Source organism: Methylophilus sp. YYY-1 (genome assembly GCF_029132825.1).
GTDB classification, from domain to species: Bacteria; Pseudomonadota; Gammaproteobacteria; order Burkholderiales; family Methylophilaceae; genus Methylophilus; species Methylophilus glucosoxydans.
The window spans coordinates 245,519-261,436 of record NZ_WOVG01000005.1 but is presented as its reverse complement, the minus strand read 5'-3'; the positions used below and the strand labels follow the sequence as shown (position 1 = coordinate 261,436).

Below are 15,918 nucleotides of genomic sequence, written 5' to 3'. Positions count from 1 at the left end.
GCCCATGATGACACTCGCCGTTTTTGCTGCCCATCCAGAACAGTCTCGTGGCCGCAAGGTCGGCGAGCAGGAGTCCCCGTTGCGCAATGTTTTTCAGCGTGACCGCGACCGGATTATTCATTCCACGGCCTTTAGGCGACTCGAATACAAAACGCAGGTATTTGTAAACCATGAAGGTGACCTGTTTCGCACGCGTCTGACGCATAGTATCGAGGTCGCGCAACTGACACGCGGTATCGCGCGCACCTTGGGCTTGCACGAAGATTTGGCCGAGGCTATCGCGCTGGCGCATGATCTTGGGCACACCCCGTTTGGCCATGCCGGACAAGATGCGCTCAATCATTGCATGAAAGACTATGGCGGTTTTGAGCACAACCTGCAGTCCTTGCGCGTGGTCGATCTGCTGGAAAACCGCTATGCCAGTTTTGATGGCTTAAACCTCACTTTCGAAGTCCGTGAAGGCATCCTCAAACATTGCTCGCGCAAAAATGCGCAACTTCTGGGCGATGTCGGTGAACGTTTCTTGCGCGGTGAGTCGCCCAGCCTTGAGGCCCAAGTCACCAACTTTGCTGACGAAATTGCCTATAACAATCATGACGTGGATGACGGCTTACGTTCCGGCCTCATCACCATCCAACAGCTATCCAATATCCAGCTATTTGCCGAAAATATGCATGAGGTTAAAAAGCAATATGGCGAGATTGAGGAAAAACGGCTCATCCATGAAACCATCCGCCGCATGATCAATGTGCTGGTGGTCGATTTATGTCAGCATAGCCAGCAAGCGATTGCGCAGTTGAATCCGGGCAGCGTAGACGATGTGCGCAAAGCACCCGCCTATCTAGTCGGCTTTAGCCAGCCGGTCGTGCAAAAGAATCACGAATTAAAACAGTTTTTGCGCAAGCACCTCTATCAGCACTACCGGGTAAATCGCATGAGTGCCAAGGCCAGGCGGATTATTGAAGAGTTATTTAAGACCTTTACGGATAATCCGGCCTTGATGCCTGACGAGCACCAATTGGCAGCCAAGCAGGATCAGGCGCGGGCGGTGGCTGATTACATTGCCGGGATGACTGACCGTTATGCCATCCGTGAGCACAAACGCTTGTTTGCCGTTGAGGAGCACTGGTAGTGCGTGGATGATTGCGATGCAATAAAACAAGTGCAATAAAAAAGCTGCCCTTAGGCAGCTTTTTTATTGCTTGATAGCTTTAGCCTTATTTGGCGACTTGTTTCTCGCGCATTTCATCCAGCGTTTTGCAGTCTATGCACAAGGTGGCGGTTGGGCGGGCTTCCAGGCGCTTGAGGCCAATTTCGATCCCGCAGCCTTCGCAGTATCCGTAGTCACCACTGTCGATGTTACGCAAGGTTTCGTCGATTTTCTTGATCAGTTTGCGCTCACGGTCACGGTTGCGCAGTTCCAGCGCCATGTCAGATTCCTGGCTGGCACGGTCATTCGGGTCAGCAAAGCTGGTCACTTCGTCCTGCATGGTATGCACGGTACGATCAATATCGTGACTCAATTCTGCTTTCCAGTCATTCAGGATTTTGCGGAAGTGATCCTGCTGCTTTTTATTCATGTATTCCTCACCGGCGGCGGGCTGGTAAGGGGTAAAGGATTTGTTAACGGTATCTGCCATGATGGTTCCAACGAACGAAACTTCGAATAGTGAATGCCTGTAGCGGCATGGTTTATTGCATTACGTCAATCAACAATCGCGCGAGTTTACACCAGTTTCAAACCCCTGCAAAGCCTATTCGCAAGGGCAAGACTGCTTCGGCTTAAGCTTGCTCACTGAGTTCCAGCGCCTTCAAGGTATTTTCCATCAGCGTGGCTACAGTCATTGGGCCGACGCCACCAGGCACCGGCGTAATATGGCTGGCACGCTGGCTGGCAATCGCAAAGTCAACGTCGCCGGTGATCTTGCCATCAGGCAGGCGATTAATCCCAATATCGACCACAATAGCGCCAGGTTTAATCCACTCACCCTTGACCAAGCCAGGCTTGCCCACCGCGGACACAATGAGATCGGCACGGCTAATATGGCTTTGTAAGTCTTTGGTGTGCCGGTGACAACTGGTGACGGTGCACCCGGCCAGTAGGAGCTCCAGGCCCATAGGGCGCCCAACGTGGTTAGACACGCCAACGACAACGGCGTCCAGCCCCTTGATCGCGATCCCGCTGGCTTGCAGCATCTTGATGACTCCATAAGGCGTGCAGGAACGTAATAAGGGCTGGCGTACCGCCAGGCGGCCTATATTGTAGGGGTGAAACCCATCCACATCTTTGCCGGGATCTATCAGCGCCAGAATGGCAGACTCATCAATATGATGGGGGAGCGGGGATTGCACCAGAATGCCGTCAGTGTCAGGGTCGGCATTCAGTGTTTGAATGAGCGCGAATAAGGCCTCTTGCGTGGTGTTGGCTGGCAGGTTATGCGCAATTGAGACGATCCCTACTTTTTCGCAAGCCAGACGCTTGTTGCGCACATAAATAGCCGAGGCTGGATCATCCCCGACAAGGACAACGGCCAGGCAAGGAGCACGTTTGCCATCAGCCAGCCGTTGGTCGATTTTGGATTTGATTTCTTCTAATAGTTGATTCGCAATTTGCTTGCCATCAATAATCTGAGCGCTCATGAGCAAAAAATTTGTCGTAAAAAAGATAATTTTATCACATCGAGATTGACACAAATTCGTGAAATCGGTTATATTTCTGCTTTCGGCGTGTAGCGTAGTCTGGTAGCGCGCCTGCTTTGGGAGCAGGATGTCGGGAGTTCGAATCTCTCCACGCCGACCAGTTTTCTCTGGATTGCCTGATCGGCATGTAACTACTTTATCTGCTCGTAGCTCAACTGGATAGAGCACCAGCCTTCTAAGCTGGGGGTTACAGGTTCGATTCCTGTCGGGCAGGCCAAAATTTCAGCCAATTTCTCTCAGTGGTGGCTATAGCTCAGTTGGTAGAGCCCCGGATTGTGATTCCGGTTGTCGTCGGTTCGAGCCCGATTAGCCACCCCATTTCAATTCAATCACTTAGCAAACTTCTGATTTAGCGTATAAATAGCTTTAGTAGACGATTGTCTACTATTTTTGTTATTTCAGGGGTGTCACTCTCTTAAATTCTCGTTGCTTAATGTAGTGCTCTGTCATGCTTGCGGAGCTGTGGCCGGCCAGGGTCTGCGCGTCCATCCCTTTGTTTTTTGCATCTGTGAGCGCCTTGGCGCGAATGTCGTGGAAGGTAAATCTTTTACCGCCCTGTTCGGCCCATTTCACCTGGACACGTTGCCATAAACATTTGAAGCCACTGTCTGTGTAAGGCTCACTCTGCCGGTTGCAGAATAGATATTGATTTTTTGGCCGCTTAAATGTCAGTGCTCTATTGACGACTTCATGCAGGCCTTCAGACCATTCATATAGCTGCTTAGCGCCCGTTTTCGATTGTTTTATCCATATGCCTTGCTCGGTGATCTGGTCGAGCCTTAAACGCAGGATGTCTCCCTTGCGCAACGCTGTGATGTAGGCAAAGTCCATCACGGTTGCTATGAAGTCGCCAGCAATCGCTTTGACGGCCTCAAACTCGCTGTCCAGGATATAACGATCCCGGCCGGTCTCTTTGTGTTTGGTGACGCCTATACATGGGTTCGTATGCACGATGCCCCAGCGCATGCCCATGGTGAATATGTGCGACAGCAAAGATATTTCCCTGTTGGCTCTGACTTTCGATTTGACGCCACGGGCGTCCAGATATTGCGCAACGTGAACGGGCAGCACGCTAAAGACGGGCATTTTGCCGAATACCTTTTTCAGGTTCTCAGATTCGGTGACATTGCCTTCAAAGGTGCGAGGGGATTTTCTGGGGGCCACTTCAACCATGTAACGCTTGATGAGTTCGGCCATACTGCCTTTTGCAGGCTTTTCGTCATCATTGACGGTGGGGAGTTCGCCTTCTATTTCTGCCCACTTCGCGAGGGCAATTTTCCGGTCATCGGACAAGCGAATCCACTTTTTATCTTTGCCAACGAAGTAATAGGCCCCATGCTTTAAATGCATGTGTGGGGGCAGCCCCAGATTGTTTGTTCTACGCCTGCCCATGCTTATGCGAGTGCTGAAAAGTCTGGTGTGAATCCAGTTTGTGGCAAGTGCTGCATGCCTAGGCGTTGCTCAATGTAGCTACGCAAAACCTTTGGGCGGCCGCTTCGTGTGGTGTCGAATGGGTAGCCGTGATTTGAAAGCCACTCACATTGTTTGTGGGTGGCTTTAAAGCCGGTTAACTCTTGAATCTCATCCGAAGTTAGGAACATGATTATTTAACGAGGCGTAGATGTTTAAAGGCTTTTTTATGCTTGATACGGGCAGTGTAATAACTGATATGCTCATTATGTCCTTGCAATAAACGGATATGCTTATGCAAGCGCACCATGGCAACTGAAGCAGATTCATGTGAGTGAAACTGAAAGTTAGGACGTGACTTCATGCAGCTTTCTCCTTAGCGATTTGGTTTTTAGCGAATTTGAGTGAAACCACTTTCGACTTGCCAATTCTTGAGCTGATAGCGGATAGCGCTTGTTCAAGCTCAATGAGCTCCTCCAGTATTTCAGCCTCAATCTGATTCTGCTGAAAACGTAATAGCTTTTCATTTGCAATCTGTAACTCGCGAGTTAGTCTCTTCACTTCTAGGCATAGGGTTTTGTTGTAAGAGTGAGTATGTCTTACTGATGCGAGGTCATTTGGAGAGAACGACAAGTTCCCAACATCAGGACAAACAAGCTTTCCATCTTTGTTGATGTACCAACCATCCCACGACTGGTGACCCATTTTGAATTGCGGGCTTTCATACAACACCCGCAACAACTCAAAAGCAGAAAATGGAATTCTGCCGCCGTCCCTTTCATATCGATAAACGGTCCCTCTATCCAATCTGAGATAAGCCGCGCACTCATCAACAGACATGCCTAAAAGGGTTTCACGCATGTATTTGAACCTTGCGCCTGTCACCTGTATTTCTTGTGACTGGATAACCCACATTGGGTGGTAGTCGGGAAATGCTTTAAGCAATGCTTGATCATGTGGCTCGATCGCTTGCATGTAGTAAGCCCAGCGCGTTTTCTCAGTCATGAATTTTGTTTTTGTTTTGACCATTAGTAAGCTCCGGCCCAAAGTCCACGAGGACGATTAACTTTAAATCCGCTTTGATGTGTGGCTTGCCGCCTGGGTAGTTCGTCAAGGAAGTCTAAAACCCCGTCCTTCCCACGCTCGGCCGCAATGCGGATCAGTTCGGCCCTAGCATTTACGGCTAGGATCATTTTCCATTCTTGGGGGTTAAGGAATAGAACCAGCTCTTCCCCAACCTCTTCTACAGGGTTTTCAGCGGCCAGGTCTTCGTCAGCAACATCATTCAAGCCAAACCAGTCTTTCAGGCCATTCGTCCAGTAGTTCATGCGCTTGCCTTCGAAGCAGCGGCCGAACTCTCTGAATAACATGCCTGCTTCTGTGTTGCCTTCCAATGAGGCCCGTAGAAGCTGAAAGGGGGTTGCGTGATAGTCGCCATTTACAAATTTATAGCCTGCCTTGCTATTTGCTTTAGTGACCTCGTGAGCAATTGTCCAGCCTTCATACAAGCCTGGCTCACGGCCAAATTTATTCACGTAATCGGCGGTATAGTCGCCACCACGGAGATCCAGGGCATGTGCCAGCATGTCGTTTACATTTGAGTGGTCACCGATGCCAGCTTTCAGCAGCGCATCTACCCAGGTATGCGTTAACTCATCAATTGCGCGGCGATCATCCAGGAGGGCTTCGTTTTGCATGAACATCACTTGGTGAGTGTGTGGGTGCCAGCCGTTCTGGCCGTGGGTAACTTCTAGGCTACGCACGGAGCCGATGGTCTGGTGTTGGCCTGGTGTGATTTTCTTGAGGGGCTTATTGCGTGCTTCGGAATGCGCAATAGAGGCTAAGGATGTGCCAAAGATGCGCTTGTATGTTCTGGAGTCTTTGAAGCGATCAAGGGCGTCGGCAAATCTTTCGAGTGATTCTTCCAGTGAAACTTCGTAGGTGTGCGGAAATGTGAGAGTCAGTAACAGGCAGGAGCCCCCTGCTTTTGCATGGGCCGTGATCGCTTGCTGCATTTGTTCGCGACGGGCTTCTGTGATCTTGGCGTTACATACCGGACACACCCAGGCAGATCCGCATGATACTAGACCTGAGACACGTGCGTCCGAACTATCAACCTTTCGATAAATTGCCAGGCTGTCACCGGCCAGGTTTCGATGGCAGCTGCATACTCGATGTTGCTTTTCTGCTGTCTCATCAAAAAACAAGCTTTGTGAATGACGTTGCAGGTTATAGCGAGCTGTCCGAATATTTAGCTTATCTGCCTCGCTCTTCGCCTGGCGTTTTGGCTTCAGAGTGTCGGAGGATTTCGCACTAATACCAAGAAAGCGTCCTGTGGACGCTGTAGAGGCGGATAGCATCAGACTTTTTCCTTGCTGGAGCTTGGTTTCTGAGCTTTTGCGGCCATGAATGCAGCCAGGCCAATAAGAACGAAAAGCACTAAGCCGCCAGAGTTGGCAGCACGTTTTGTGAGTGGAAACATTGAGACGGGCAGGGTGACTTTCATTCTGCGTCCTCCTCAACTGTCATGAAGAGGCCGGCTGTCTCTAATTGTGGTTTGAATGATTCAAAAACGATGTCTCTTAAAGACTCTAGGCTTTCTGTGCCAGGCGGGATTTTTAACGCGGATGATCCACCGAGCGTGAGGTAGACGATGCTGTTAAGGGAAAGTAAGCCATAGATTTCTTGCAGGTTTTCTTTGCAGGCCTCTGTAAACTCGCCTGAGCCAATGAAGCCACTATTGCGCTCTGTTGGTTGATCAAGCAGGGTGGCAATGCGGGCCTCATTGTCCTTGATCATTTGCAGTGAGGCAGACAGGGTCTCTAGGGAGATATTCTCTGCAATCGGAATTGTTAGGCGTCTTGCGGTGAAGTGTTCGACTTTGGGAGGTTCAAGAGTTGAGGCAGACTCTTCACCAAAGGTGATTTCGATTTTTTCACCATTAGCATTGGCATCGGTGATTTTTTCTTCGTAGAAGGTGCGAAGCTTTTTGAGTTGAGATGATGTAAGCCTTGTAGAGAATCCTGTTTCAAACTCGCTGAGATACTGTCGATTTAGGTCGAGTTGTTTAGCTACTTCGGCTTGAGATAAACCTAATTCGCGACGAGCGTCACGGGATTGTTGAGCTGTGATGATTTGCATTTGATCTCTTTCATTTAAAGTGAATTCATTTATTTATAATATACTATAAATAAAAATATACAAAGTAAATTTATGAGATCATTTTGGAAATAAAAAAGCCTAGTGAAAACTAGGCTTTTTAACTTCATAAGGGCAATAAATTAGAAGTTATTCATTTTTTTTGCATGGCTGCGGCTAATAGCCGATCTTGCATTTCCTTTTGGAGTTTCTCTTTAACCTCTGCACTTTTTTCTGGGTCTAAAAGGGCTTCCTTGTTGGGAATAATTGAATCCTGAAACACTTGAAGTAGCTCGGTAACCATTGCGTGATGTTCTGGGCTTTTTGCCTTTAATAGGGACTCCGCCAAATTCAGAATCGCACGAATATCATCTGTTCCAAGGACTGAGCTGATGATAGGAATAATCGTTGCAGCTGGAACAACTGCCTGTTGCCCCATATTCAAGAGCGTTTCTGCGATGCTTTCTGGAAGTTTATGCGGGTTCTCAGTGCCATAAATTAAGTGGTTCGGACTGATTTTTAGTGCATCGCACAATAATCTTAATTCTCTTGTTCCAGGCTTATTTTGCCCCGACTCATACTTTGAGATAACCATCCTGGACAATCCAGTTATTTTATGGATATCTGTCTGTGAAAGACCCATGCTTTCTCTGGCAGCTTTCAAGCGTCCCGCAATCCCATCTTCAATAGAATGAGTTGTAGTTTTTGGGTTTTGATCTTTGTCAGACATGATTGTTATCAAAAAATACAGCTGTAATTTGGATGGCTGAAGCCTTGTTAAACATAGGTTTGACAGCAGTTTTACAACTATTGGTTGTAGAGGGTTACAAGTTTACTTGTAAAACTAAACACAGTGTTTAATAAATACAACTAAGGTTATATTTTTGCCTGGCTCAAAGTGATCTCATCAATTTAAATTGGAGCAGATCCCAAAAGGGTAATATAGTTACCCTTACACGAAGCAAGGGTATAAAAAGTACCTTTCGCTGGCCGTCGAGAAGGGTAGCCATTTTTTGAGTCGTTTATTGGGAGAGTTTAGTATGGAGAACACACCTTCAAGAATTGCAGCAGATATACTAAATACTGCAATGACATCGGGTAAGATTACTTTTGAAGAGTATACCGCTGAAGAGGTTGCCTCAGTTTTTACGACCATTCATGCGGCCGTTCACGCGGCAGCTAAGAAGGACTATGATTCAAGCTTATCTAATCCGCACATAAAATAAATAAAAAAGCCTCGTGAGTACGAGGCTTTTTTATGTGTCTATTTTTTTATATCTCGATCCTCAATGGCTTTTCTTGCTCCTTCTGGTAATTGGGCATAAAGCGTTGCAATTTGCTTGGGGCGGGAAATTCTGTCTTCAACAATGAAGTTCATCATCGCAAAAAGATTGTGAGCAATCTCAGGTGTATCGTTTAAATTTATTTCACCTGGATGAACAGCGTTATTGCCAACTACTCTGCAATAATCTAGAGCCTGCTGAACCTGAATCGGCAATCCTTTTGCTACCAATGAGCCAATGTCATCATTGATGTTTTTTCCCTTTTCGCCCAGTTCGACCATCAATTTTTGCAAAGCCAAGCGTAAAAGAGCTGCCGCCGCTTTGGGGGATTGTGCAACTATGTTTCTGGCTTCTACATACTCTTCAACGCATGATGCTGGTAGATCGGGGTGGGCTGGAGGAACTGGTGCTTCAGAAGGAATAATCATTCGACCTTCATACCAATAGCACCATTTGTAGCAATGCGTGCATATATTGTAGTCAAAATAGGCTAGGTCGCGCCATGCTGACCCATCAAGATATTTCAATCCGTGCCAATGCTGAGCAGCAAAGACTCCACAATGTACGCAATGGAATCGTGATTCTCGGTGCTTTGGCGGGTAGAAAGTTTGCATCGGATACCACTCTATTTTTTAATAATTTTTTGAGATTCCTTGATAGCCTTCTGAAGGCGCCTTCCGACTTTTACAATATCTTCGGCAGGAGGTAAGTTTTCGGGCATCGTGCCACCGATATCTTGAATGGCTTGCCTAACCTTTTGTCCAACTTCATAGTGAGCATTATTGGCGTTGGCCTTGCCTGTAATTTTCTCTCTTCTTAGCTTCTCTTCTGTTTGAGTCGCCCGAAATAAATTAGCGGCCAACTCAGTGCTACCCATATGATCTAGTATATTTTGTTTAGATTTCAGTCCCTTTTTTCTTTGAATACCAGCTCTATCTAAACCGCCATAGAGACCTTTGTAGCCAAATGTTTGGAATATTGCAAAATCTAGCGGTTCAATGACACCTGCTTGTTTTGCTGCACTCGCAAGATTTTTGTTGTGCTCTTTGATTTCATTTCGTAATAGCAATCTCTTTTGCTCTTCTGATAGCGGAGTATATTGCGCCAGATCGTCATCTTGAATTTCTTGTCGTCTTGTTTGAATGGCAAAATATGTTTGAGCAAAGGCAACGGGTACTTTTCGGGCATCGCCATTTTGAGCTACAAGATATGCCGCATATCTCGTCAGTCTAATGTCATCAATTTCTCTAGTAGCACCTTTACCAATTTCGATCATATCGGTGACGTCAACGAAATGATGTTCGATGGCATTTCCACTATTAATACACGCGTCTTTTGCCTTGTTTACAATATTCATGAAGTTGCGGTAGTCGGAATAATCTAAGAGTTTCTGTAACTCTCTAGCCGTCCAATATTCAACGCCATCTTCGTCAATTAGCGCGACTTCCTCGAACTTTGAAATTAAATCATCTATTGAACCATCTGGAGTTTCTGCTAGTTCACTTAACGCATTATCAAATGCGACACCAGCTAGCTTGTTTGTATCGGTTTTTTTTGTGCTCATAATCTAGTCCTAGAACAGTTCAGAGGAGAGAAAGTAAGGAATTTACTCTAATTATTTATAAAAACAATACTAGAAGGAAAATGTCTACTTTTGGGTATTATTAGTTGTATAAATCCTGAATCTTGAGGTGTTGAGTCTAATCATTTAGTAGACAAATAAATCTCAAGAAGATAATGCACTTCATATATTTAGAGTTTTTATAATTACAGATTGTGATTCCGGTTGTCGTCGGTTCGAGCCCGATTAGCCACCCCATTTTCACTTTTCTGCTTCAACCTCACAATTTAGTCCTACAAATCGGTTCTTTTCCTAATTAAGAATCATTCTTCCCTTTGTTAAAGTGTTCGAAACAACATCTGTCGAACACATGCCTAGTCATTTAAATTTGAAAAAATTTATGCAAAGCCTGATCGGCCTGACACAGGTCAGGGAGAGCCTTGCATTGGATCCAGCGCTACTCTCGTTGATGCAGCACTGGATGTGTATTTTTGCTGCTGAGGAAAAGCCGATCCGGATGCAGGTATTGTCGCGTCGGCAGTTGGTCTCGGTGATGGACTCTCAAGATGAGATGGATCCTGCTTTTGAAGCGTGGCCTAGCGATGTTTATGCGTTGCTTTTAAATTACCTAGATCAGGAAACTCGGCAATCTGTTTGCCTGGACACTGCAGCGGGCAAGTTGCACATTTTTCCGCTCAAACAAAGTGTTGCCCATAAAAATGCCATACTGTTGATTCAGCATGCGCAGTTAACCGCAGAAGCGATCGCGCTGGTCGAACAATGTTTGCAGGTATTTAATCACTATGCCGGCTTGATTATTGAAAACGAGCGGGATGCACTGACTGGGTTGCTTAACCGCAAAACCTTTGATAAGTGTGTGAGCAAGATTTTGCTCAATGACTACAAGCCAGAATTCCGGTTTCCGTTACACCATTATCTGGTGATTTTTGATATCGATTTCTTTAAAAAGATCAATGACAGCTATGGTCATTTGATTGGTGATGAAGTGTTACTGCTTTTATCCCGCCTCATGCAGGAAACCTTTCGTGATGGCGATTTGCTGTTCCGCTTTGGTGGTGAAGAATTTGTGGGCGTATTTTCATGTGCTGATAAAGATGACATCGTCATGCTGCTAGAGCGCTTCCAGCAAGCCCTTGCTGAATATCGTTTCCCGCAAGTCGGGCGAGTTACCATCAGTATCGGTTATTCCAAAATGTCACCGCATTTGCTGCCGAACACTGTGCTAGAGCGGGCAGATGAAGCACTCTATTATGCCAAAGAGCATGGCAGAGACCAGGTCTGCTGCTACGAATCCCTGGTTGAGCAAGGCTTACTCAACTACAGCATCATTAGCGGCGAAATCGAGCTTTTTTAAACGCCCTCTCTCGCACTGGTTGACCAGATTGCGCCGGATGGATTGACAGTTAACATTGCTTATATTTAATATATGTTAAAAAATGTCAATAATCATTTGGAGGGGGTTGATGCGTATTGCGCTCATCCTGTGGTTGGTGATTGGACTCGCTGCCTGTAAAAGCCAGCCCCCGGGCAGCGCTACGCATGCGCAGTTGCATTTACCCTCAACCCCTTCAACCCCTCAGGCCGACAACGGTTCGGCTAGCTTCCCGGAAATTGATACGGCAGACATTGTTTCTACCCCAGCCATCAAGCCTCCCGCGCTCAAGTCTGCTATACCCACCGTCTTGATCAATCTGGTCGTCCGCGAAGCACCCGTACAGGAGGTCCTGTTTGCGCTGGCCCAAGAAAGCGGCCTGAATTTTGATGTGCATCCAGCCTTGAGCGGTAAAGTCACTTTAAATGCCCAGCAGCAGTCGGTGGCTGCCATTCTTGCGCGCATGGCCAGGCAAGTCGATATGTATTATGAATGGTCAGACGGGGTGTGGCTGGTGACACCGGACACGCCGGTGATCCGTAGCTACAAACTCAATTATGTGAACATGAGCCGCGATACCTATGGCTATATCGGCGTGGCCAGTGAAATCAATGGCGCTGGCCGTGGAGGCATGGCCGCAGCCGGTAACAGTAATGCGCAGGTGCAAGCATTGCCGGCACAAGGCGGCAGTAGTAATAGTTCCAGAACCGCAGTCACCTCTCAATCCCGCTATCACTTGTGGGAGAGCGTGGTAGACAATGTACAGCTTCTGCTGGATGAAACGGATAAAGCCGGTAGTGCACGGGCAGAAGTGATGGATCACCTGCCCGCAACCGTGATCATGCCATCGAGCGGTTCTGATAGCACGCCAGGCAGTGCCGAAGTCAGTGAACTCAAAACATCAGCTGAACCCATCTTACCATCGCCATTGCAAGAAAAGACGCAGCAAGCGCAACGCCGTTGGCGGGCTTCCAAACTGATTGCAAACGCCGAAACTGGCATCTTGACCATACGTGCCTCGCAGAGTCAGCAGGCGCAAGTCAAAGCCTATCTGGAATCTGTGATGCAGGTTGCCGCCAGGCAGGTCTTGATTGAAGCCACCATTGTGGAGGTGGAGCTCAATAAAAGTTTTCAGATGGGCATAGACTGGAGCCGCTTGTCTGCCTCGGCGCAACAACGGGGCTGGCTGCTTTCGCAATCTTTGGGCAGCGATGCGGCCCAGTTTAACCGCGCCACTGGTCAGTGGGAGAGCAATAATAGTAAAAATGCCTTGGGCCAGAATAATGGCAACGTGGCGTTTATGTTGAGCTACTTAAATCCTCTCAGCCGCTTTGGTAATTTAAGTGCCAGTGTCACCTTGCTTGAGCAGTTTTGCAAAACGCGTGTCCTCTCCAGTCCCAAGCTCATGGTGCTCAATAATCAGACGGCCATTCTCAAGGTGGTCGATAACTTGGTCTACTTCACCATCCAGTCACAAATTTCGCAAAGCAGCAGTAATAGCGGTGCCAACTTGCAAGCGGTAACGACCACGGCCAATACGGTGCCGGTAGGCTTGGTCATGGCTGTCACGGCACAAATCAATAGTCGCCAGCGCGTCAATTTAAATGTCAGGCCGACTGTGTCCAAGGTACTGCGCTATGTCGAAGACCCCAATCCGCAATTAGGCAGTGGCAGCAGTCGGATTGTGAGTAGCGTGCCCGAAATCCAGGTACGGGAAATGGAGTCTGTGCTCAATGTCGCCAGCGGCCATATCGCCGTTTTGGGCGGCCTGATGCAGGATGATCAGCGTGAATTTAGTGACCGCGTGCCTGGCCTCTCGCGATTGCCTGTCATCGGTCAGGCATTTATTGGCAAAAATCAGGCCGCCAAAAAGACCGAGCTGATTGTTTTTTTGCGGCCCACCGTGATTGGTCGGGCCGATGTTAACACGGGCGATTTGCGATCGTTTCAACCCTTGCTGCCTGACGCTTTGCCTACTGATGCATTTGAAATGAATGTCGAGGAGCCATCATGATGGCTTTTCAAGCATGGCTGGCTGATTCAAAACGCCCCTTGCGCTTAAATAAAAATGCATATGCAAAATCGCTGATGATCACCGATTGGCAGCAGCTTGAGCGGCGTATCATGGGATTGTTGTGGCTGATGCTGATCATTACGACTTGCTGTGTCGCGCGACAAGGCTGGTTTACCTTTTTTAATGCACCTGTTCCTGACAATCATGCTGCGCCCAGATGGGTAGATGCAAAGCCATTCGTCACTCCGGTTGAGCCGTCACCAATCGGTGAGCAAAAGTATCGATTGCAGGAGGAACCTAGCGTATTTGCTTTACATGCGCCAGCAAAAGCTGAGCAACCTTCCGTAGCCACACCCAGTCAGAGTGAGTCTGCGCAGAGCCCATCACCCTCACCCCGTCAAAATATCCCGCCTCGTTGGGTTATGCAGGTACAGCGTGGACCATTGCCGACCTTGTCGTCCATCAGCTTGTTGGCGCAGGCGCGTACGGCATTACAGCAGGAGAAACTGCAAAGTGCGCAGCCTCTTTATGCGCAACTGTTGGCGCAAGATCCGCATCAACTCGAGGCTTTAGTCGGCATGCTTTATATCAGCCAACGGCTGGGTGACCAGGCGCAATACGAGCAGTACTCCCTGTGCGTTCGGCAATTGATGCCAGGGATCGAAGCCAATGCTGCTTTATTTGCGCAACTACTGGAGCAAGAGTGATGCGGATCGGAGAGTGGATGCTGGCGAAAGGCATGATTACTTCGGATCAGCTTGATATCGCACTGATCGAGCAACGCAAGCAACAATTGTTGCTTGGTCAGCAGTTGGTCAGGCTGCACTTTGTCACCGACGCCATGGTGAGAGACGTGCTGGCACAGCTGCATGTGCAAGAGAGTATGGATTTGCAGTATGTGATGCCCGACCCGGCGTGGATCGCCAAAGTGCCAGAAACCTTTGCCAGGCAACATCGCTTGTTACCGCTTGATCTGACACCAGACCAGCAATCGTTGCGGATTGCAGTACAGGATCACCAGAACGCACACGCGATTGAAGCACTGAAACATTTACTAGGCGGTGGCATTGCGCTGACGCCTGTTCTGGCGACCGAAGTACAGATAGAGCAGGCGCTGGATCGGTGTTATGGACATAGCCTGTCGCTGGAGCGCTTGTTGCAGGAAATCGAGCAGCAAGAGGCTGCAGTTAGTCTTTCGCCGGTGGCATCCGCTTCTCATCCCGTGATCCGGCTGGTGGATGCCATCTTGGTCGATGCCGTCAAACAAGGCGCCTCGGATATCCACTTCGAGCCTGAACAGGCGTTTGTCAGGATACGTTACCGCATAGATGGTGTGCTTTGGCAAATCCGCTGTTTGCACGATCGCTATTGGCCAGCCATGTGTGTGCGTCTCAAAGTCTTGGCTGGCATGGATATTGCCGAGCAACGCATGCCGCAAGACGGCCGTGTGAATCTGTTCTTGTGCGGGCGCGAGGTGGATTTCCGGGTCTCCAGTCACCCCACCCTGCATGGTGAAAACCTGGTACTGCGCGTGCTGGACAGGCATAAATCCATTATTCCGCTGTCGCAGATGGGTATACGCTGCGCGCAGTTGGCGTCTTTAAAAGCCATGCTGGCAAAACCAGAGGGCTTATTAATTGTGACGGGCCCGACCGGGAGCGGTAAAACCACCACACTTTATTCCATGCTAGGGTATCTCAATCAGACCGGGGTGAATATCATGACCTTGGAAGATCCGGTTGAGTATCCGCATCATTTAATGCGGCAAACCTCCGTCAACGAAGCCAATAAGGTGGATTTTGTCACCGGTGTGCGCGCCATTTTGCGACAAGACCCCGACATTATGCTGATTGGCGAGGTCAGAGATGAAGCCACGGCCGCTATGGCGGTGCGCGCCGCCATGACCGGACATCTGGTGATGACCACCTTGCATACCAATCATGCTGCAGCGGCCTTTTTGCGCTTGCAGGATTTGGGGATTCAGCCGCAGACTCTGGCCGGTTGCCTGCTTGGTGTGATTGCCCAGCGCTTATTGCGACGCTTATGTCAACACTGCAAGCGCCAAGCCTCCCCGGACCCACACCTTTTAGCCATGTTTCAATACATTGATTCAGCGTGCATCCCTGAAAGTTTTACGTGTTTTGAAGCGGTTGGTTGTCAGCATTGTCGACAAAGCGGTTATCAAGGGCGGACTGTGGTGATGGAAATTTTGTGCATGCATTCTGGCTTGGAGGAGGCGCTCACGCCACTCTCGCTGCCAAGGTTACAGCAGAACGCACGATCATATGGTTACACCACGCTGGCCGAGGAGGGGGTGCGATTAGTGATGGCAGGCGAAACTAGCCTGCAAGAATTAAAAAGAGTGGTCGATTTAAGTGTGCTTGAGGCCAATGTGCTGGATGTAAGCAGGCCTGTTTAA

General features: G+C 48.5%; 17 protein-coding genes and 3 tRNA genes. 9 read left to right on the top strand and 11 right to left on the bottom strand.

Annotated features, from left to right (window positions below):
• Positions 1-4 precede the first annotated feature (4 nt).
• On the top strand, positions 5-1,132 hold the full coding sequence (locus GOC95_RS14260; RefSeq protein ID WP_275357958.1) for a deoxyguanosinetriphosphate triphosphohydrolase: 1,128 nt from the start codon (positions 5-7) through the stop codon (positions 1,130-1,132).
• 85 nt (positions 1,133-1,217) lie between these two features.
• On the opposite strand, the gene dksA is transcribed toward GOC95_RS14260, so the two are convergent.
• Positions 1,218-1,640, bottom strand: a complete 423-nt coding sequence (gene dksA, locus GOC95_RS14255; protein ID WP_018986915.1) for an RNA polymerase-binding protein DksA — start codon at positions 1,638-1,640, stop codon at positions 1,218-1,220.
• A gap of 142 nt (positions 1,641-1,782) precedes the next feature.
• Positions 1,783-2,640, bottom strand: coding sequence for a bifunctional methylenetetrahydrofolate dehydrogenase/methenyltetrahydrofolate cyclohydrolase FolD (folD, locus tag GOC95_RS14250; RefSeq protein WP_275357956.1), 858 nt, complete (start codon positions 2,638-2,640; stop codon positions 1,783-1,785).
• Positions 2,641-2,723: 83 nt separating this feature from the next.
• On the opposite strand from folD, the gene GOC95_RS14245 reads away from it, so the two are divergent.
• The 3 genes from GOC95_RS14245 (at position 2,724) to GOC95_RS14235 (ending at position 3,018) form a co-directional block, all read left to right on the top strand.
• A tRNA-Pro gene (locus tag GOC95_RS14245) sits at positions 2,724-2,800 on the top strand.
• A gap of 40 nt (positions 2,801-2,840) precedes the next feature.
• A tRNA-Arg gene (locus GOC95_RS14240) sits at positions 2,841-2,917 on the top strand.
• Positions 2,918-2,942: 25 nt separating this feature from the next.
• Positions 2,943-3,018, top strand: a tRNA-His gene (locus GOC95_RS14235).
• Positions 3,019-3,093: 75 nt separating this feature from the next.
• Here the strand turns inward: GOC95_RS14235 and GOC95_RS14230 are convergent.
• The 7 genes from GOC95_RS14230 to GOC95_RS14200 form a co-directional block, all read right to left on the bottom strand.
• Positions 3,094-4,050, bottom strand: coding sequence for a tyrosine-type recombinase/integrase (locus tag GOC95_RS14230; protein ID WP_275357954.1), 957 nt, complete (start codon positions 4,048-4,050; stop codon positions 3,094-3,096).
• 253 nt (positions 4,051-4,303) lie between these two features.
• Positions 4,304-4,474 carry a hypothetical protein gene (locus GOC95_RS14225; protein ID WP_275357952.1) on the bottom strand — a complete coding sequence of 57 codons (171 nt, stop codon included), beginning with the start codon at positions 4,472-4,474 and terminating at the stop codon, positions 4,304-4,306.
• Positions 4,471-5,139: a DUF3653 domain-containing protein gene (locus tag GOC95_RS14220; RefSeq protein ID WP_275357950.1), complete on the bottom strand. Its 669-nt coding sequence runs from the start codon at positions 5,137-5,139 to the stop codon at positions 4,471-4,473. Before GOC95_RS14220 ends, GOC95_RS14225 begins: the two co-directional genes overlap by 4 nt.
• The gene (locus tag GOC95_RS14215) at positions 5,139-6,470 is read right to left on the bottom strand and encodes a hypothetical protein (protein ID WP_275357948.1); all 1,332 of its coding nucleotides are present in this window, start codon (positions 6,468-6,470) and stop codon (positions 5,139-5,141) included. The genes GOC95_RS14220 and GOC95_RS14215 overlap by 1 nt, the downstream gene beginning before the upstream one ends.
• Positions 6,470-6,616, bottom strand: coding sequence for a hypothetical protein (locus tag GOC95_RS14210; RefSeq protein ID WP_275357946.1), 147 nt, complete (start codon positions 6,614-6,616; stop codon positions 6,470-6,472). The genes GOC95_RS14215 and GOC95_RS14210 overlap by 1 nt, the downstream gene beginning before the upstream one ends.
• Complete coding sequence (locus GOC95_RS14205; protein ID WP_275357944.1) at positions 6,613-7,251, bottom strand: helix-turn-helix domain-containing protein; 639 nt, start codon at positions 7,249-7,251, stop codon at positions 6,613-6,615. The genes GOC95_RS14210 and GOC95_RS14205 overlap by 4 nt, the downstream gene beginning before the upstream one ends.
• A 151-nt stretch (positions 7,252-7,402) precedes the next feature.
• Positions 7,403-7,978, bottom strand: a complete 576-nt coding sequence (locus GOC95_RS14200; protein WP_275357942.1) for a helix-turn-helix transcriptional regulator — start codon at positions 7,976-7,978, stop codon at positions 7,403-7,405.
• A 310-nt stretch (positions 7,979-8,288) separates the two neighbouring features.
• On the opposite strand from GOC95_RS14200, the gene GOC95_RS14195 reads away from it, so the two are divergent.
• Positions 8,289-8,474, top strand: a complete 186-nt coding sequence (locus GOC95_RS14195) for a hypothetical protein (RefSeq protein WP_275357940.1) — start codon at positions 8,289-8,291, stop codon at positions 8,472-8,474.
• A gap of 38 nt (positions 8,475-8,512) precedes the next feature.
• On the opposite strand, the gene GOC95_RS14190 is transcribed toward GOC95_RS14195, so the two are convergent.
• Together GOC95_RS14190 and dinD are read right to left on the bottom strand one after the other, a co-directional pair.
• A complete protein-coding gene (locus GOC95_RS14190; RefSeq protein ID WP_275357939.1) occupies positions 8,513-8,959 on the bottom strand; it encodes a DUF4145 domain-containing protein in 447 nt (148 codons plus the stop codon).
• 197 nt (positions 8,960-9,156) lie between these two features.
• Positions 9,157-10,095, bottom strand: coding sequence for a DNA damage-inducible protein D (gene dinD / locus GOC95_RS14185; protein WP_275357938.1), 939 nt, complete (start codon positions 10,093-10,095; stop codon positions 9,157-9,159).
• A 397-nt stretch (positions 10,096-10,492) separates the two neighbouring features.
• Between dinD and GOC95_RS14180 the strand changes: the two genes are divergently transcribed.
• From GOC95_RS14180 to GOC95_RS14165, 4 genes are all read left to right on the top strand, one after another.
• Entirely contained in the window at positions 10,493-11,467 is a 975-nt protein-coding gene (locus tag GOC95_RS14180; protein ID WP_194749129.1) for a GGDEF domain-containing protein, read from the top strand.
• A gap of 109 nt (positions 11,468-11,576) precedes the next feature.
• Positions 11,577-13,499 (top strand): hypothetical protein, encoded by a 1,923-nt coding sequence (locus GOC95_RS14175; protein WP_275357937.1) that lies wholly within the window; start codon positions 11,577-11,579, stop codon positions 13,497-13,499.
• Entirely contained in the window at positions 13,496-14,206 is a 711-nt protein-coding gene (locus GOC95_RS14170; RefSeq protein ID WP_275357935.1) for a hypothetical protein, read from the top strand. Before GOC95_RS14175 ends, GOC95_RS14170 begins: the two co-directional genes overlap by 4 nt.
• A complete protein-coding gene (locus GOC95_RS14165; protein ID WP_275357933.1) occupies positions 14,206-15,918 on the top strand; it encodes a GspE/PulE family protein in 1,713 nt (570 codons plus the stop codon). Before GOC95_RS14170 ends, GOC95_RS14165 begins: the two co-directional genes overlap by 1 nt.